The organism is Candidatus Pseudomonas adelgestsugas, assembly GCF_004124255.1.
Taxonomy (GTDB): domain Bacteria; phylum Pseudomonadota; class Gammaproteobacteria; order Pseudomonadales; family Pseudomonadaceae; genus Aquipseudomonas; species Aquipseudomonas adelgestsugas.
Genome location: NZ_CP026512.1, coordinates 40,511 through 59,756 on the forward strand (window position 1 = coordinate 40,511; position 19,246 = coordinate 59,756).

Consider the following 19,246-nt stretch of genomic DNA (forward strand, 5'->3'; position numbering starts at 1 on the left):
AGGTATTGAGCCATGAGGTAAATTGCTAAAGGCTTTAATTAGCTTATGTGCTGTATTGCGCTAAAATCACTACCCAGATATCTGATTAACTGGTTAAATAGATTATTTTGTGTATTACGTAGTTAAAGTAGTAGCCATAATAAGATAAGTGATCATATAGTTTATGTGCATTGGGTTATAGTATGTGTTTGGATGGCTAAGTAATTACGGCTCAGCCATTAAGCGTTTACTATTTGTATCTAGTAGTAGTGTGTATAGTTAACAGAATAGTTAGTTGGTCGATCAAACCTTCGAGATCCAGACAACAATCATTTCGGTAGAATAATATTCTAGGCTGGTTCATGAACCCTTAGCGATGATATTTGTAGCAAACATAGTATGGTTAACTGGAGTCTATATTTTTAGTTATCAATGGCTATTGATTGAGGCACACTAGTGATACCGTTTAGCGGTTAAGCTATTTTGTGTATAGCAATTTGATTCATGCTGATGATGTGGTTGGCTTGCTGGCTTTTGTATAGCTGTAAGTAAAACTGAGCTACTTAATTTAAATAAAGTTTTTGTAAATATCGACGATATGCTATTGCTATTGGTGGGTGTAGTTGATTGGTTACGTAATTTTCTTAATATAACTGAATGTGCTGATGATGTCAGTATTTACTTTGCGGGCAGCAAATAATATCCGTGCTGTAACGCTAGGTTAGATGCCTACCTAACTTAGCTATAGCGAATAACATACTGCGATATTGAAATACTTACACACTGTTTAACGCAGTGTAATTTATAAAAAAGTAACCAGGTTCTTATATTTAGGTTTACATTGTGCCTATTATTTTTTTAATCAGCAATTAATGTTTGTTAAGTATAAATTGTAGAGCTTGATAAATCCTAGCAGTGTTAATAATTTGGAAGATGTATAGATATTTGCTTATGCGTGCAAAAGTTTTTTCACTACTGACTTACGTTGTACTACTTGCTGTCTATTGTAGTTAGATGTTGCACGGGTTGTTTCTAATATAGGTAGTAGCTTTAGCTTGTCATTAACGCTCAGAGTATAGGTGTTTCATGTGAGGTTTGTTCTTTAGAGTAGGCGAACAGCTGCTCTTGCTAGTAATTTTGCCTAAACAAATTTAAAGCTATCATAGTAGCATTCTAGCAAAGCTTTGATATTTATTTTTCCATATGAGGTTCGCTCTCTTGCTAAAGATTCATGTAAATAGCTGCTCTTGGATGTTGTGCTGATAATGTTCAGATTAACTTGGTTGTGGTATAAGCTCGCTAAGCAATATAGCGAGCGGTGAAGGAGGCTACAAGCGCTGTACGTATTATGAAATCGCTCTAAAGCGTAGTAGGGTATAGCTTTTATAAGTGAATTGCCCTTGGTGTATTACTCAATAGTTAAAATCGCGTCTACTACAACTTGTGCGTTTTCTTGTAGAGAATTGACGCTAATAGTTGTGCGGGCTGGGTATGGTTGTTTAAAGTATCTACCCATAATTTCATTCAGTTTAGTTAAGTTGTTTAGATCGGTGAGGAAGATATTCAACTTAACGATATCTTTTAACGAACTGCTGGCAGCTTCAGCCACAGACTTTAAGTTTTCAAAGATTTGTACGGCTTGCGCTTCAAAACCTTCAGCCAGCTTTATTGACTTTGGAGATAATGGGATTTGGCTAGACATATAGACGGTGTTACCTGACCTGATAGCTTGGGAGTAAGCACCAATAGCGTTTGGGGCTTTATCGCTAGTAATAGCAGTTTTAGTCATGAGTTTCTCCTTGTAAGAGATGGATTATGCGCGCATGCGAGTGATTCGCATAATCCCAGTCAGAGCGCGTAGTTTTTTGATGACGCGGGCTAAGTGCACACGGTCATGTACATTGACTACTACTTGGATTATACTTATGCGACCCTCTAGTTTGTTCATGCTAATTTTCTCAATATTACCATCGGCCGTGTTGACACTGCTTGCTAGTAGTGTGATTAGGCCTCGCCGATGTTCCATCTCTACGCGTAACTCAACGTTAAACTCACCGACAACATCTTGATCCCACGAAAGTTGGATATATTGTTCCTGATTTTGGCGGATTTCGCTGATATTGCGACAATTGTCTAAATGCACTACCATACCTTTGCCTGCAGATAAGTATCCAATAATCGGGTCGCCAGGGATTGGCGTGCAGCACTTGGCATAGTTTAATATCAAGCCTTCAGTGCCACAAATTGCTAGCGGGTCTTCTGAGCGTAGTAGTTGGTCATCATCGCTGAGCAGGCGATTAGCAACTAGATAAGCCATACGGTTGCCAATTCCAATATCTTCAAGAAGATCTTCAATTGTTTCCTGTTGGTATTCATGAAGCATTGCTTGTATTCGTTCGGCAGGGATGCTGTCTATAGCGCTGTTAAAGCCGTTTAAAGCCTTGCTTAGTAGACGCTCACCAAGGCTGATGGATTCAGAGCGGCGTCGTAACTTCAGCGCATGGCGAATATGCATGCGTGCCTTACCAGTAACCAAGAAGTTCAGCCAGGCCGGATTCGGGCGTGCACCTGGTGCGCTGACAATCTCGACCGTATAGCCGCTTTGTAGTGGTTCGGATAGCGGCGCAAGGCGCCGATTAATCCGACAGGCAATACAGCTATTTCCAACGTCAGTATGTACCGCATAGGCAAAGTCTACTGCTGTGGAGCCTTTGGGTAACTCCATGATCCGGCCTTTGGGTGTGAATACGTATACTTCGTCAGGAAATAGGTCAATCTTTACGCTTTCGATAAATTCTAAAGAGTTGCCTGCACGTTGCTGCATTTCTAGTACGCTTTTAACCCATTGGTGAGCGCGTGCATATGTACCCTTTGGCTGTTTATCACCACTGGCTTTATATAGCCAGTACGCTGCGATGCCATTATTAGCCATTTCTTCCATTTCGTGCGTTCGGATCTGGATTTCGATTGGCACCCCATGTATACCAAACAGCGCAGTATGTAGCGATTGATAGCCATTAGCTTTAGGAATTGCTATGTAATCCTTGAATCGACCAGGCAGTGGTTTATATAAATTATGTACAGCACCAAGCACGCGGTAGCATGTGTCAACTTTATCGACGATAATTCGAAATGCATATACATCCATGATTTCGTTAAAGCCCCAGCGTTTACCACGCATTTTCTTATAAATACTATAGATATGCTTCTGTCGACCGCTTATTTCACCTTTTATTTCATCAATTTCTAGGCAATGACTTAGGGACTTCTCGATCTTGTTAACTATTTCATTGCGGTTACCTCTAGCGCGTTTAACCGCTTGGTAGATGCATGCTGAACGCATTGGATGTATAGCTTTGAAGCCAAGATCTTCAAATTCGGTACGAATGGCATGCATGCCTAGTCGATTGGCGATGGGTGCATAGATTTCTAAAGTTTCTTTAGCAATACGTCGACGTTTTTCACTGGACAAAACTCCCAGTGTACGCATATTGTGCAGCCTGTCAGCTAGCTTAACCAGAATTACCCGAATATCCCTAGCCATGGCCATAGCCATCTTTTGGAAGTTTTCTGCCTGAGCTTCAGCCTTGGTCTCGAAGTGCATCTGAGTCAGTTTGCTAACTCCGTCGACAAGTTCAGCCACAGTTTCGCCGAATTGTACGTTAAGCGTTTCTTTAGCAATACCGGTATCTTCGATGACGTCATGCAGCATCGCTGCCATCAAGCTCTGATGGTCCATATGCATGTCTGCAAGAATATTTGCCACCGCAAGAGGATGTGTAACATATGCCTCACCACTGCGCCGTCGTTGGCCATCGTGGGCTTGCGCAGCATAAAAATACGCTTTGCGGACCATGTTGATTTGGTCTTGACCTAAGTATGTCGATAAGCGATCAGTGAAGGCGTCTATGCTCGGCATAGGATCTTATCCTGCTGCTGGCTATGACTGTGCGCCGCGCTACGTCGACTAGGCATGGGCTTAGATAGCCTCGTTAGACTTTTCCTGGAATGCTACAAAAAGTGGTTCATCTTCAACTATTTCAGCCTTTGCAATTAACTCGTAGTTCATTAGACCTCTAGCAATTTCACGTAGGGCTAAAACAGTAGGCTTATCGTTTTCTTGTTGGACCATGGGCTCTTTGTTGCCAGTGGCTAGTTGGCGGGCACGCTTAGCAGATAGCATAACTAACTCAAAGCGGTTATCCACGTGTTTTAAGCAGTCTTCAACAGTTATACGAGCCATAAGTATTCCTCAAAGTCAGTGCAAAGTGCGCGCTGTTTTGTTACACTGATCAAGTAAGCAGTTTATAAAAATATTGACATTTATGAAAGCGCTGATTTTTATAGTCTTCAGGAAACCGCTCTATAAGTATAAATATCAAGCTATTACAGTATTTTCAGGAAAAGTTAATCAACCTAACAATTCGGTTAGCAAGGTACTAAAACAGTGCTGTTGGCGCTGTTTTTGGAGCTGATTAGTGCGAACAATTGCCCTTAAATCATTTATTGCGTGAGTAAAATCATCATTGATGATTAAGTAATCGTAGTCGACGTAATGGCTCATGTTATGTACGGCTTCACGCATACGTTCTGCGATGCTCTCCTCGCTATCTTCGCCACGATTAGTAAGACGTTGATACAAGGTATCAATCGATGGTGGCAGGATAAATATCGAGTGCGTTTTAGGTATAAGTTGACGCACTTGCTTGGCGCCCTGCCAATCAATTTCTAGAATTAAGTCGTAGCCTTTATCAAGGGTCTGCTGTAAGTGGTTTTGTGAAGTTCCATATAGTTTGCCGAACACTTCGGCGCACTCTAGGAAGTCACCGTATTTAATCATCTTGATAAACTCAGTGTGCTCGACAAAGTAATAGTGCACACCGTTTATTTCACCTGGGCGCATGGTGCGAGTAGTGTGTGAAATCGAGATGCGGATCCGTTCGTCAGCGTCCGTTAAGGCTTTAATTAAACTGCTCTTGCCTGTGCCTGAAGGCGCTGAAATGATGTACAGGGTACCGGTGCTGTAAGTCATAGCAATTTGTTTTACTCAATATTCTTTATATTTGTTTATCCATCTGCTCGATTAACGCTGTCAGTGGTCGATCGAATCCTTCAGTACTGCGAGGATCTAAAGTTTTCTAACTCGTTGTATTAATTTAGCAATTAAGTTTTTTTGTAAAAAAGTCTAGGAGACTGCTCCAGTGTCACCGGTAGATGTGAATAAGTGGCACGTTTCAAATATATAAGTACTAATGCAATAGAGTTTTTAGTTACGTTATTTTTTGTGCTAGCAGGACCATTTTCTCTCCAAGTACAGGTGATTGCGGTTAGTCTTTATGTTGATAAAATAGCTAAAACCTGTAGTGCTGGGTGGTTTAGCATCTGCGATGCTAGTGCGCATAGGTTGCAACTAAATCTTCTCTAACTTAATATGAAACGTTTGTTCACTTGGTTAGTCTTAACTTAACGCCTTTGCGCTCTCGGTTTGTTTTAAGCTTCTTTAAGATTTGGATGAATAGCGTTAGTTCGACCACTGCTAGTTGGTTCAATGCATCGTATTATCTAATTAGACCACTGATAGTATCAGTAATAATAGTCAGTTGTGCGGCTCGGTTGTAGTTGACCTGCTACAGATATTTGTTAGTAGTTTACTCGGTAAGATGTGGATGGGTATTTAGTGTGTTTAATTGTCAGATACTTTGACGTATTACGTTACGCAAGGTTTCTTTGTTATTGCTGAATGACGTCGGCAGGCGTAAGTGCAGCTTCAGGTATACTTTATTAATCGGATATAGCTAATGCTCCATGCTAACCTTGAGCATTAGCGTTTTAACACAAGTAAATAGCGAATATAGTCATTATAATGCATCATGGATGTACTTCATGATGCAGTCTAGCAAAATACGACATACAAAATACGACATGATGGATCAATTTAAGTCAACAGGCTGCAAAAAAACTTAGAATAATAGCTAGGTATAGCGAAACGTATTTATATGGAGCTAGCTTAAGCATGCATAACTAACTTTTGAGAACTAACATAAAATAGTTTATGAAATTTATAATTTTCGGCAGTTGTTTTGTTTTACGTACAGGTATTCCTTATGAAGCGTTTAAATGGTCGCCATGCTAATCAGCTTCGTTCGATTCGCATTACACGTAATTATACTAAATATGCTGAGGGATCTGCACTGATTGAGTTTGGTGATACTAAAGTAATTTGCACTGTCAGCGTCGAAAATGGCGTGCCACGCTTCCTGAAAGGTCAAGGTCAGGGCTGGTTAACAGCCGAGTACGGCATGCTGCCACGTGCTACTGGCACGCGTAACCAGCGTGAAGCCATCCGTGGTAAGCAAGGCGGCCGCACCTTAGAAATACAGCGTTTAATCGGCCGCTCACTGCGTGCGGCTTTAGACATGTCTAAGCTTAACGACGTGACCCTGTATGTTGATTGTGATGTGATTCAGGCTGATGGTGGCACCCGTACTGCATCTATCACTGGCGCTATGGTAGCTCTGGTAGATGCGTTGAAAGTGATGAAGAAGTGTGGTGACCTGAAAGCTAATGATTTACTCAAGCATATGATCGCTTCTGTGTCAGTAGGTATGTACAAAGGTGAGCCTATGCTAGATCTGGACTACCTAGAGGACTCGAGTGCTGAGACTGATCTTAACGTGGTGATGACTAGCACTGGTAGTTTCATTGAAATTCAAGGTACCGCTGAAATTACACCATTTCAGCTTGCTGACCTGAATGCCATGCTGACATTGGCCCAAAAAGGAATAACCGAAATTTTTAAACTACAGAACGCAATACTAGCTAACTGAATCAGTGCTCAAAGAAAAGCACTATAAATGATAATGATATATCTCAATGTCTACGTTTTTTGTAGCGTGCGTAAAAGCATAATATTGTGTCATGTTGTAGTGTTCTTGGTTTGTGTTTTGTGTTGGCAATATTGTTTGGCTATTGATAACTAGCAGCTAGCAAGAATCAAGATAGCTATGATTTTTTATACTCAAAATAAAATTTTGAGAACTACGTTTGATTTGTAGTCTAAGACTTATGGCGCGTATCACAGATAGTAAGCGTAGCTAACGTTACTAGCATGCGCTAAGAATTAGTCAGCGCACCTAAATTGTTGACATTTGGTAGTTAAAACTGCAGTCCAGGTTAGATATATCAAAATGTTTTTGTTAGGCCGTACAAGCTGTACTAATCATCGTTACTGACGACTTAGCGCTAAGCACAATGGTCTATGTTGCCGATAATTTAGTTTATTCGGGAGCGTTTTAGTGCCAAAAAATCTATGGTATTATTAACTGCCGCAGCAGTTTTTTGCTACTTTAGTATAGATTGCGTCTCATACATAGAATGACAGTGACTTTGCTCACAGCATTTGCAGAGTTACAAGATAATTGGGTAAAGTTTTAGCATTACCAGCGTATGAGGAAGGTAGCTATGCAGTTTATAGGCAGAGATGTTGGTATACTGCATACAGATGATGTAAACAAGCTGCGTTTGTAGCTAATAACACAGATTACATCGACTGCGGCTAAAATACTATTGACGGTTATACTGATGATTAGCATAAATGGTCAAAAAACTGCGTATACATTAGCTGATCAATTAACTTGACACTATAGTAGCTGAGGCTTTTATGCAGGTATATCAACGTCATTTTATTCGTTTTGCTGTTAGTTGCGGCGTTTTACGTTTTGGTAAGTTTACTTTAAAATCAGGGCGCATTAGTCCTTATTTTTTTAATACAGGCTTGTTTAACTCCGGTTTAGTTTTAGCTAGGCTGGGTAGTTTCTACGCAGCAGCAATCGTTAATCAGTGTATTTCCTTCAACGTTTTGTTTGGCCTAGCCTACAAAGGTATCCCTTTGGCGGCTGCTACTGCTATGTCCTTGGCTGAGCATTATGCTCTAGATTTACCATTGTGCTTCAATCGTAAGGAGTTTAAGGTCCATGGTGAAGGCGGTAACTTGGTCGGTGCTACACTTAAAGGCAATATATTGATTATTGACGACGTGATTACTGCTGGTACCGCAATCCGCGAAGCAATACAGATTATCTCTTCTCAAGATGGTGCAAAAGTCGCTGGTGTGTTAATTGCGCTGAACCGCCAGGAGCGTGGTAATGGTGAGTTGTCAGCAATTCAGGAAGTTGAGCGTGATTTTCATATTCCAGTGATAAGCATCATATCGCTAAACCAGGTGTTGCAGTATTTGGAAGATGACTCGCAGCTTAATCAGCATCTACATGCAGTGCGTGCTTATCACGAGCAATTCAGCGTTTAATATGCATATCTCTAGGTTGGCAGGCTTAGCTGCAATAGTGTTGTATTGGGCTATACAATTATTAATTTACACTGCCAGTATTGTGGGCCAGCCTGTTTTTTATATTTAAATTACGCATAAATAAAATAGATCAAGTTTAATATAATTAAGTTAGCTATCTATTGCTTACTGAAGCCTCAGCATGCTTATACTTACTGACCACTAAGCCATGCCAGTGTTGACATCAATCACTTTGATGACCTAATTAATATCAATTATTTGGCTAGGCAACTTCTAGCGTCGTGCTGAGAAGCGGTCAGCGTTTCGTGCGAATCAATTTTGTGCCATAGCCTGTCAGGTTTATGGTAATATGATTGGTTTATGATATTAATCATGTTCAGTTTAACTCGCTAACGAAAACTATCTCACTCCATCAATAGAATGCGCGTCAATTACGCATATGCTATTGATGGAGTTACTCTCAATCTACAGGCGCTAGCTAGGTTGTTGATTTGAAGACTAGAGTCTATATATGACCACCTATGTATAGGTGACTGCTATAGTTTTTTGTATTAATCAATTTCACTAGCAAAATTGATTTTAGTTTGTCGTTTTTTATGTTCTTGCTGCTACACTGAACCGTTACCATCTTGCCGCTGCATTATTAAATGCAAGGCAATGCAAGGCAATGTTTCTTAACATAACTTTAGTGCTATTAATAGCAATTTTGTATTTGAGAATCATTTGTGGATCATATAAAAATTAGAATGGTAATTGAAGATTAGGAGCAACACGTCTTAATTGGGAAAAGAATACGTCTTTGATACGTTGTAATTCAGCCTTAGTATCTGCTTCGAAGCGTAGGACTAATACTGGAGTAGTGTTGGATGCACGAATTAGGCCCCAGCCTTTAGCGTAATCGATTCGTACTCCATCAATATTAGTTAGGTGAGCACCTTCACCCCACTGTGCATTATGCAATGCGTTAATTATACTGAATTTACTTTCCTCGGTTACAGAAATATTAATTTCTGGTGTAGAAATATCATTTGGAAATGCTTGAAACAGCTTTTGTGCTGTGTATTTTTCCTTACTGAGGATTTCTAGCAGACGAGCGGCGCTATAAATGCCGTCATCAAAACCAAACCAACGCTCTTTGAAAAATACGTGACCACTCATTTCACCGGCCAACAACGCACCAGTTTCTTTCATTTTTTTTTTGATTAATGAGTGACCTGTTTTCCACATTAGTGGACGCCCACCATATTTTTTAATCAACGGTGTAAGACGCCTGGTACATTTGACATCGAAAATTATTTCAGTGTTGGCATTGCGCGCCATAACATCGCGGGCGAACAGCATTAGCAAGCGGTCAGCGAATACATTTTCGCCGGTGTTAGTCACTACACCGACGCGATCGCCATCGCCATCAAAGGCTAGGCCTATGTCGGAGCTGGTTTCTTTTACTTTAGCGATTAAGTCTACTAGGTTTTCAGGCTTACCAGGATCTGGGTGATGGTTAGGAAAATTACCGTCGACATCACAGAATAACGGAATTACTTCGCAATTTAGAGCTTCGAGTAACTGCGGAGCAATTACACCAGCTACGCCGTTGCCGCAATCCACTACCACCTTTAGACGACGGGCAAGCTTAATATCGCCTGTGATCTGATCTGAGTAACATTGCAGAATATCGACTTTAGTGACGCTACCATTGCCTTTAGTTAAATCGTTATTTTTTAGGCGATCATGTAGAGCTTGGATCTGTTCGTTAGCCAGAGTGTCACCGGCTATAACGATCTTAAAGCCGTTATAGTCTGATGGGTTATGGCTGCCAGTAAGCATTACACCAGATTTGCCGGCCAGTACGTTCGCTGCATAGTATAGCGCAGGTGTGGGCACTAGGCCGATGTCACTTATATGACAGCCACTATCTGTCAAGCCATGAATCAGTTGTGCAACTAGCTCCGGACCAGACAAGCGGCCATCACGACCTACAGAAATATTAGGTTCGCCTTGGGCTATGCTCTCAGAGCCAATAGCACGGCCGATCCAGTAGGAGGTTTCAGCTGTGAGAGTCTTTGGCACAACGCCACGAATATCGTATGCACGAAAAATGCTGTTGGAGGTTGTCGGGGCTATTCTGGTTGTGATACTCATTGCATAAATTGCTCTATCTGAAAAAAAGGGGGGCAAGGCCTGCCTTCTTAAAGTTGCTGATCGGTAAGCTCAAGCTGAATGGTATGACGGTATTTTTTAGCAGAGATTTCATGGTATAAAAAGTTTTTAGAGCTATGGTTCTGTTTAGGTAATCGCTTAATGTATAAATCCTGTGAGGTAAGTTTTGATTAGTATATCCTCGTATTTTTTAATCATGAATAGCTATTCGGTAACGCTTGGCTAGTTAAGTGCGTTAGGTAGCGGTTACTAACATACCCAAAACTACCTTTACTGCATTGAGTCTTGCCAAACTTCTACGCTAGTTTGAGATGCGCTTTTATTACTACTGACACCGATGCTAGCTAGCAAATGCATTTATTCGCAGTATGTTGAGCGTGTTGTTGTTATGGCGCTATAACCTAGCAACTGTTAGCCTTAGTAATCTGAATCGATTAGGTTTATAGGTTTTCTTAGAGTGATGCTTTGCTTGTGTTCAAGGTGCTTGAGGATTACGGGATATATGTGTCGTTAGATCCAGACTGCTAACATAGATCGATAGGTCAGCAGAAATTAGTATAGTTTAACTGGATTTCAGGACAGTATTTTCTTTAAACATAATGACTTAGGTTTGAACTAACAGATCCCAGCCTGACATAGGTCAGCAGATGGAGTTCATTGTGACTGTATGGGTTAAGAATTTTAGTATTGCAAATAGACATATAAATTAAACCTGATTTAGCTGTTGGGCAATCAATAAGATTAATTGACGAGCAAGCTTACTTTTGTTGGTCTGAGCGAAAACGGTAGTGCGTAATTCTCGATCAATTACGCTAATAGCATTTTCTTCACTGTTGAAGCCAATATTCGGATTATTAACATCGTTAACAACGATTAGATCTAGGTTTTTATCTTTCAATTTCCGTATAGCATAGTCTAGTAGATGTTCTGTTTCAGCAGCAAAACCTACACTGAATGGACGGTCTACGTGCTTAGCAATAGTTGCTAAAATATCCGTAGTGCGGACCATTTTTAGGAGCAAGCCATCTCCGCTTGCAGGATCTTTCTTGAGTTTTTGTGGAGCAATAATTTCTGGGCGGTAGTCCGCAACTGCTGCTGACGCGATAAATAGATCACAGGGAATCGCTGCTATACATGCTGTCAACATATCTTGAGCGCTAATTACATTGATTCGATAGACGTTATCTGGGGTTGGCAAACGCACTGGGCCGGTTACTAAGGTGACGCATGCGCCTGCTTCAACCGCGGCTTCTGCTAAGGCAAAGCCCATGATTCCTGAGCTATGGTTCGTGATGTAACGCACTGGATCGATATTTTCTTGGGTCGGCCCAGCAGTGATCAATACATTTTTGCCGGTTAGGGCTGCATGTTTGAAACATGCAGCAGCGCATAGCACTAGGTCGGTTGCTTCAAGCATGCGACCCAGGCCTACATCACCACAGGCCTGGCTGCCGGAGGCAGGGCCCAACACTATGAAACCACGGCTTTGTAGGAGTTGAGTATTAGCTTGGGTAACTGGGTTATGCCACATTGTTTTGTTCATGGCTGGGGCGATGGCAACAATAGCATCCGTAGCCAGTACCAAGGTAGTCAGTAGGTCATCAGCAATGCCTTGTGCGAGGCGAGCAAGTAGGTCTGCAGTGGTCGGGGCAATCAGCACTAGGTCTGGCCATTTTGCAAGATCAATATGGCTCATGGCGGCTTCAGCCACCGGATCTAGTAGGTCTAGATGAACAGGGTAGCCAGACAAGGCTTGCATGGTCAGTGGGGTTATAAACTCACTGCCGCTACGAGTCATAACTACGCGTACTTCAGCACCTTGGTCCAAGAGTCTGCGAACTAGTTCTGCGCTTTTATAGGCGGCAATGCCGCCGCCGACGCCTAAAACGATACGTTTCCGATATAGACGCTGCATTGGCCTGCCTTTACGATTTAGTTACGCTTGCGATATCCCACCATAGGTGAAATCGCATACAAAAAAAGAAGGTATAAGATAACACAGTGCCACCAACCTAATAACGTTGCACATATATATAGTAGTAAGATGAGTATTCGCAATTGGCCTATAGCGGAGTGTTGGCTGAGAGAAGTGTGTTGGAATATAACGTTCAGTATTTCTAATTCCAAATTGTTAGCTATGTTCCTGTCTACCATAGTTTTTAAGTGGGCGTGCGGTTAGACTATTACGTCATCTGTTAGTACCATTTAATTGTTTGTATCCACTGTTATGGAAGTTAGCTACTAACTATGTTAGTGGTGTTTAATATTGTATATTGTGGTTTTAGTCAATGAAGTTTATTAGTTTATCAGCGGTGTTAGAAGAAATGCTCTTAGTAGCTAATATGTTTAAGCGTTTGCATAATGATTCTGTACTTAAAAACTAGTTTACCGCTGCGGAGTAGCAAAGCAATCAAATGTGCCTTTATTTGAAATGCAGATTTGCGAATTATGCGCTACAATCATCATTGTTAGAACATTAAACCAAGCTCTATTAAATAAAAATCAATCAAAATATTATAACAGCTTTAAAATGTAAGAATTGACTACTATGATACTATAGTATTATAGATGATCATAATCAGTTATTTATGATAAGATACGAGTAAATGCAATCTCGCCATATGTAGGTATATTAATTGCTTAAATGTGATGTTAAATTTGAAAGAATACCGACATTTTAAATGTGTGGACTGGATAGCTCTTTTATACCAGACTAGCTAGGTGCTAGATTAAACGTAGTGGTGTGTCAATAGAGGTCACCAGTTATACTAATAAGTCTGCGTTATACTTATTAGTATAATTTACTATGCAGATTTTACGCAGACCTTATTTGCAGGTAGTCATGCTGATATTGATCTTCTTAATCAGTGTTGGCAAATACAGTGACTTAACATGTAGCGTTCTAGCCAAGTTAGGCGCTATTTTGCCAGCATCTGCTATAAATAGATGGTGCTGGCAACTACAAAATTAGTAGAGCAGTTAGGTGTATATTAGTTATTTGTAGATTTAGAAGATATGTTCGCAAGTACAGTCATAGAAAAATATACCATGAATCATTATTTTAATAACTAATCAACTAGTTTTGTTTGTGCTTTTAGCGCAAACAAAAAATACTATTTTGATGCCATCTAAAGTATATTTTGTCTTGCACGTTTATGTGTGGGTTTAACTAGTAAGTACTGCGGCGCAGTATAACATATACTTGTTACAGCCACTATTTTCTCAATGTTTCTGGTGTGAATTGCTAAGATTTACGCTGTTACAACACACTAACTGTTGTTGTAATATGAGTTTTCTGGTATAAGACAGCAATACCCTAAGTAAGCTTAATGTTTCATGCTATATAATAATGCTTAAGAAATTCAGTAGCAAAACCAATATCTAGTCAGGTATGTAATTTTTGGAGAAAATAAGCATGTCGAGAGTCTGTCAAGTTACCGGCAAAAGTCCAGTGACTGGAAATAATATTTCCCATGCAAACAATAAAACCCGTCGTCGTTTCTTACCGAATTTACAACGTCATCGTTTCTGGGTTGAAGAAGAAAAACGTTTTGTTCGTCTGCGTGTATCTGTCAAGGCTATTCGCATTATTGACAAACTTGGTATTAAAGCCGTACTAGCTGCAATTCGCACCGTTGGTAATACTTAAGGAGCTCTATTATGCGTGAATTGATTAGAATGATTTCTAGTGCCGGTACTGGTCATTTTTATACTACTGACAAGAATAAGCGTGCTAATCCCGATAAACTCGAAAAAAAAATGTTCGACCCACGTGTTCATAGGCACGTGATTTACAAAGAAGGTAAGATAAAATAACCGATTTTATTTTTTAATAAAAAATTATCTATCTTTTATAAGGCGCACCTCTGTTAATTAAGATTTGCTAATCAGTCCTTGCTCAAACACCATAATAAATATTATAATGCGTTTGTGGGGCTTCCCGAGCGTCATAACATGACGTATCAATCACAAAAAAGTTGCACCATAAGTATTTTTTTAGTTTACTAAAATTCTCCATTATCTTGGATAACTTAATCCATAGCATAATCTAGTAGTCATTATATGTAATGAAGCTAACTTATATTATCCTAACTATAATTACTTTATGGGAAAAGCTGTCGCCCAGTTAAGTATATATTTGACTATTTTAGTTTTATAGACCATTTGTGCATTGTGGCTTTTTGGTAACTGTGATGTATTAACTAGTATAAGCCTAATAGTGATTTAGAAATTTTTTTGCAAAATACTAGATTCGCTTAAGCGTGTAACTATAGTAGCCATTAAGCTTGCCTAAATAGCTGTAAAGCTGGGGGAATTAAAATAATTCATAATTGTTAACAATTATGAAAAAGCGCTGTAAAACTAACTAAGTTATGATTATATAAAAGTATGATATATCTAAATTTTAGCGATTTGCGCAGTACTTTTGGTGCCATAATAATAACATTATGGTTATTTTGCTTATAGTTATAGTGTGAATTCTCTTGCTACCAATATTAGTTTTATGCTAAATAATGCGATCAGAGTAAATAGATATGTTATATGATTTAGCTGCGTCAGCCTTATTCAGATTGAATTGCTGTGACTTCTAAACTTTTTATAAACCTATAGGCAGAAGACTGGGGTGGTTGGTGAGTAAGATGTTAACGGTGTATGAGTTAGCTTCAGTTGAGCGGTTAGGTATGCACAATGCTGCTACAATCAGCATTGTATGCTTGATTGCAGATCAGCGCTAACATTTGATATTAGTTCTAGTAAAATTTACTTAAGTATAGCAAATCATTAAGCTTGTTATAACACATAAAAAGCTTTTGCCTATTTATTTGTGTTACCGTCTATCAAAAAAATAATTAGCGGTTAACTATTCTGTAGTGTGTTTACTTGTGCATGGTTTATGGTTATTGAGCTAGCTAGAGGATATATTAGTGCGCTACTAAAAAATCATATTTATGCATACGTATACTTATATATCCTTAGACAGAGGCTTCTGGAAAGTTCTTATCAAGCGTCATAAATAGCAGCTATATTAGCTATATACACTTTAATGGTGATGGTGGTGTTTGATGCCAATTTTAGTGTAGCTGTTTATAATTGCAATGGGTGTACTCGTTCCTTCATCGGTGAAGGCCGCTTCTTGCTGCTATTTAAGAATAGATATGAAGGGTGGTACAAGCAGCGTAGAGGGCTTGATAGAAAGTATCTTAAGCAGTGGAGCCATAAACTTTTACTCTGAGTGTGTGTGGTCGGCACACAGCGGTGCCAATCTAGTTTCTAGTGCTGCCACTTTAGTCTCTAAACTTTCTAGTCGCTCACATGTGCGGGTTAGCACGATCATTTGACTATCAAACTCTTTCCTACTTACTAAGTCAAGCTTGTTGAAACTACTTTGCAGCAGCGTCTTAAGCTGGCTTTCAATTTCATTACGGAGCAATGGGGTGTCACCATTGAATAGTCGAGCGGCGTGCACGCTTAGATTATCAAGGAAGTCTTTAGGGACAAACATAGTAAATATTCCAGAAAATTAGTATATGGTCATGTCTTACATAGCAACATGAAATCTTGTTTATGACCATAAGCATATGCTTTTTGTGCAGAAAACCCAAGTCAGTAGTACACTATTTATATGCATTAGTATAGCTACAATTATTGTTGTGATAAATATAAATAGATAATAAACTAAATTGCAGTAGTGTCGATAAAGGTATTATAACTATCTAGTTAGGTAACCATGATTCATGCACTGATGATATAGTCGACTTGATAAATATAGCGCGCTTACTGGTCATGGGTGCAGGTTTATTTTTTAAGTTAAGTTGCTAACTCTGGCATAGATTTTTTTTAAATCTAGTTACTGCTATTATTAAACTACTTAAATTGTATCATGTATGCGTATCACTGTATTAGAGCCACATGCAAGACATTACTTCTGCTGAAGGTTATAGGCTTCAGGTCGGCAGAACACTTATACGAGTTGTATTGAGGTGTAGAATACGTGGTTGATTTCCTGTTAGAATTGCTATTCACATTAATAGCAGTAAGACGAGTCCTGATTTAACCTAAACTATTATACTCTCTGTGCCCAATAAAATAATATAATTTTGCGTAAATTTATATAGCTGGTAAGTTTTATTGTCATGCGTAATACCGGTTTTAGTATTGGCATTAGACACAGACTAAGTTTGAAGTGTTGGTGATATGGTTGTTATATTCACGATGACAGCGTTTTACTGTTTTTGATTGTCTCAAATTTAGCTTCTTTCTATAGTATTATGGTGAGCTCTAAAAAGATTTTTTATACTCAGGCAGCGATTCACTATCTTAAACTAATCATAATTATTTTGTTTGTTTATAGCTATAGTAATTAGTTTTACTACTAGATTCGGCATGGAAATATGCGTCGTTAATCTCGATCAAGCTATTATGGATAGCTTGTTTAAATTATTCCTGAAGAGTGTAGCTTCAGCATGCATTACTAGCTAGTTAGCTATATTTTTTTACAGTACTGTACATTATTTTCTAAATAAAACCTGTTCAGTTATACCCTGCGCTGATCTTTTATACATTTAGCAAGCGTATGAGTTTCTTCAAAAATGCTTATCTAAATAATTGTTTCATTTATCATCATTAGTGTACTAGGTATTACAATGCGATAGTAATGTGGTAGTGCATACTACATGCTAGTATGATTTGTCTTAGTAGTGTGTTCTTGGTGTCAGGCAAGCATAAAGCCTCTATATCACTATGGTGATGTTTCATAACCTTCAGTTACATCCATACATTACAGATAATGCAGAGTAATGAGCTAAATATTTTACCGAGTTAATTATCTATAATACACTGCGTACATCGGTCTTTGTTATAAGTAAGGGCATGTATGTCTAGTCTAATTGTGATCATTACTACTTACAGGCAAGATTAACGTTATGAGCGTGTTAGCTATTGATCTAGTAATTAGGTTGTGGCGTGCTTCTTTTTATCATAATGTTGAAGTGTTATATTGGGCTACGAAAACTTTTCTTGGATGCCTTCTACGTGTACAGTATCGATGGTGTTTAGCGTACTTCCTGCCAGCGTGTTCGTAGCTGCTTTACTATAGTGGTTTTAAGATGATCGCTGCCAACATTTGCTAACCAGGTTTAGATTTAACGCGAACGCTCTAATTTCACCTTGATATATGGTTATCGTTATTTTCATCATCCTTCAAGTAAAAGATATTTGCCTTGAGCTACAAGTGCCTTGGTTTTGTTGACTGTATTATAAGATCTCTGCAGCTCTGTAGCTTTCAAGATGCAAAATATCTTGTAAGTACTATAAAACAAATTTAGTACTTTGTTTTTTCTTAAAGCGTGACCTCATGTATGCTAATAGTTAGAGGATTGTATGTAGGCATTAGATGCTAATTCATAATTTGTAATCTAAGGCTACAGGGTTTTATTTGACAATAGATTAGTTACCTACCGGTTATAAATTGTAGGCTTGTTATTTGAATATATTGTATTTATAACTATAACGCATGTTGATTTTCTTGATCATAAATAAAAAATATTCATAAGACAAATCTGTCTTGACCTCAAGATTTTTTTAACTAGTTAGTATCTCAAAGATAAGCAAAGTTCAAACATACACAAACTAATATCTAGATTATTTGTAAGCGCACTCCAAGTGCTAATCAGCTTAAATATTGCATGAGTTTTCTGTTGAAGTTTAGTCGTTTACTGATGGTAAACTTGAGAAAATATTTACCTGGGCCAGTATCGTGAGTATATGGTAGTACTCGTAAAATGCTTTGTCATCATATATGCTGACAAAGCATAAATCATTGATTGCCTAGTGGGTGTTGTTTTGTCTGGTGACCTCAATATACGATGAAGCTTAGTTGTCAATAAATCTGCTTTTTATAAATCACAAAGTAAAACAAAAAAATCTTGTAATCTGGAAAAACGATGAGCTTAAAATAAATAAAGATAACAAGACTGTTGATAGTCTTGTCACAGTAGCTATTGACAATAGCTATTGTGAAGGCAATCACGCATCTGTTAAAGTAGTTAAAGTTCAGATTAAAAGTAATTATTGCAAAATAAATTGCTCAGCATTTAGGCTAAAATCAAAATAGCTCACAGCCTTGACTCTAACGATAGCATAATACCTGGTTATAAAGAAGTAAAGTATATAAAGTTTAGGCTAATATAGTGGTAGATTAACCACATAAACTAGGTAACTAATACAGCAGGCAACATGTATAGTAATGAGTTACTTATCTGAAATAAATTCAGAATATTTACTATATATTAGTGTTAACGCCAGCTTGCTTTCAAAATACTTTTATTACTGTAATATTAAATTTAGTGCTGACGCTAGCTGTACATCAGTAGCGACAGTTCAGTTAATATGCTCGGGTATATGCATCTAGGTCTTTATCTGTTTAGTTAAACTAAACCTAACGCACAGTCTTGCCTGCTATCATGTATCGATGTTGCTTCCTGGCAATAGTTCAATATATACTGCTGCTCCTATATTTATACTTTAGATATCCAGACTTTATATTCTAGGCGAGCAAAAAGGTTAAAATAACCAATTAAGATAATATATTTCATATTAGTTACATTGTAATTCATAGTGTCAAACAGAAAATATTGACTTCGTATTTAAGGTGCCGTCTTAGCTTAAAGAAAGACGGTGAGTTAATGATGCGCTTATATGAACATTCGAACACGTATTAATCGTTAGCGTCACTTTAGACTTTGATAATTTTCTGTAAACAAACGCATTCATCAGCGCTCAGTAGCGCTGAATACTGATACAGTA

General features: G+C 38.6%; 10 protein-coding genes and 1 pseudogene. 4 read left to right on the forward strand and 7 right to left on the reverse strand.

All coding sequences use genetic code 11. The features are described from left to right. Window positions 1–1,387: 1,387 nt before the first annotated feature. From C3B55_RS00110 to gmk, 4 genes are all read right to left on the reverse strand, one after another. Window positions 1,388–1,768 carry a Rid family detoxifying hydrolase gene (locus C3B55_RS00110; protein ID WP_129210366.1) on the reverse strand — a complete coding sequence of 127 codons (381 nt, stop codon included), beginning with the start codon at window positions 1,766–1,768 and terminating at the stop codon, window positions 1,388–1,390. 24 nt (window positions 1,769–1,792) lie between these two features. After that, window positions 1,793–3,898, reverse strand: coding sequence for a bifunctional GTP diphosphokinase/guanosine-3',5'-bis pyrophosphate 3'-pyrophosphohydrolase (gene spoT, locus C3B55_RS00115; RefSeq protein ID WP_129210368.1), 2,106 nt, complete (start codon window positions 3,896–3,898; stop codon window positions 1,793–1,795). A gap of 60 nt (window positions 3,899–3,958) precedes the next feature. After that, entirely contained in the window at window positions 3,959–4,222 is a 264-nt protein-coding gene (gene rpoZ / locus C3B55_RS00120) for a DNA-directed RNA polymerase subunit omega (RefSeq protein WP_129210370.1), read from the reverse strand. 168 nt (window positions 4,223–4,390) lie between these two features. Further along, the gene (gene gmk, locus C3B55_RS00125; protein WP_129210372.1) at window positions 4,391–5,011 is read right to left on the reverse strand and encodes a guanylate kinase; all 621 of its coding nucleotides are present in this window, start codon (window positions 5,009–5,011) and stop codon (window positions 4,391–4,393) included. 1,072 nt (window positions 5,012–6,083) lie between these two features. On the opposite strand from gmk, the gene rph reads away from it, so the two are divergent. After that, window positions 6,084–6,806, forward strand: coding sequence for a ribonuclease PH (gene rph, locus C3B55_RS00130; protein ID WP_129210374.1), 723 nt, complete (start codon window positions 6,084–6,086; stop codon window positions 6,804–6,806). 833 nt (window positions 6,807–7,639) lie between these two features. Then, window positions 7,640–8,284, forward strand: coding sequence for an orotate phosphoribosyltransferase (gene pyrE / locus C3B55_RS00135; protein ID WP_129210376.1), 645 nt, complete (start codon window positions 7,640–7,642; stop codon window positions 8,282–8,284). A 741-nt stretch (window positions 8,285–9,025) separates the two neighbouring features. Here the strand turns inward: pyrE and C3B55_RS00140 are convergent. Together C3B55_RS00140 and coaBC are read right to left on the reverse strand one after the other, a co-directional pair. Continuing rightward, window positions 9,026–10,417: pseudogene (locus C3B55_RS00140) on the reverse strand (phosphomannomutase/phosphoglucomutase); the annotation flags it as partial. Between the two features lie 730 nt (window positions 10,418–11,147). Next, on the reverse strand, window positions 11,148–12,356 hold the full coding sequence (coaBC, locus tag C3B55_RS00145) for a bifunctional phosphopantothenoylcysteine decarboxylase/phosphopantothenate--cysteine ligase CoaBC (RefSeq protein ID WP_129210380.1): 1,209 nt from the start codon (window positions 12,354–12,356) through the stop codon (window positions 11,148–11,150). A gap of 1,500 nt (window positions 12,357–13,856) precedes the next feature. On the opposite strand from coaBC, the gene rpmB reads away from it, so the two are divergent. Next, a complete protein-coding gene (gene rpmB / locus C3B55_RS00150; RefSeq protein ID WP_129210382.1) occupies window positions 13,857–14,090 on the forward strand; it encodes a 50S ribosomal protein L28 in 234 nt (77 codons plus the stop codon). A gap of 11 nt (window positions 14,091–14,101) precedes the next feature. Then, complete coding sequence (rpmG, locus tag C3B55_RS00155) at window positions 14,102–14,257, forward strand: 50S ribosomal protein L33 (RefSeq protein WP_129210384.1); 156 nt, start codon at window positions 14,102–14,104, stop codon at window positions 14,255–14,257. A gap of 1,408 nt (window positions 14,258–15,665) precedes the next feature. On the opposite strand, the gene C3B55_RS00160 is transcribed toward rpmG, so the two are convergent. Next, window positions 15,666–15,944 carry an accessory factor UbiK family protein gene (locus tag C3B55_RS00160; protein ID WP_129210385.1) on the reverse strand — a complete coding sequence of 93 codons (279 nt, stop codon included), beginning with the start codon at window positions 15,942–15,944 and terminating at the stop codon, window positions 15,666–15,668. Window positions 15,945–19,246: the final 3,302 nt, after the last annotated feature.

Excerpts from the sequence above, each read along its gene's own strand:
- coaBC (WP_129210380.1), bottom strand. The coding sequence starts at position 12,356 with ATGCAGCGTCTATATCGGAAACGTATCGTTTTAGGCGTCGGCGGCGGC.
- pyrE (WP_129210376.1), top strand. The coding sequence starts at position 7,640 with ATGCAGGTATATCAACGTCATTTTATTCGTTTTGCTGTTAGTTGCGGC.
- rpmG (WP_129210384.1), top strand. The coding sequence starts at position 14,102 with ATGCGTGAATTGATTAGAATGATTTCTAGTGCCGGTACTGGTCATTTT.
- C3B55_RS00160 (WP_129210385.1), bottom strand. The coding sequence starts at position 15,944 with ATGTTTGTCCCTAAAGACTTCCTTGATAATCTAAGCGTGCACGCCGCT.
- rph (WP_129210374.1), top strand. The coding sequence starts at position 6,084 with ATGAAGCGTTTAAATGGTCGCCATGCTAATCAGCTTCGTTCGATTCGC.
- rpmB (WP_129210382.1), top strand. The coding sequence starts at position 13,857 with ATGTCGAGAGTCTGTCAAGTTACCGGCAAAAGTCCAGTGACTGGAAAT.
- rpoZ (WP_129210370.1), bottom strand. The coding sequence starts at position 4,222 with ATGGCTCGTATAACTGTTGAAGACTGCTTAAAACACGTGGATAACCGC.
- gmk (WP_129210372.1), bottom strand. The coding sequence starts at position 5,011 with ATGACTTACAGCACCGGTACCCTGTACATCATTTCAGCGCCTTCAGGC.
- spoT (WP_129210368.1), bottom strand. The coding sequence starts at position 3,898 with ATGCCGAGCATAGACGCCTTCACTGATCGCTTATCGACATACTTAGGT.
- C3B55_RS00110 (WP_129210366.1), bottom strand. The coding sequence starts at position 1,768 with ATGACTAAAACTGCTATTACTAGCGATAAAGCCCCAAACGCTATTGGT.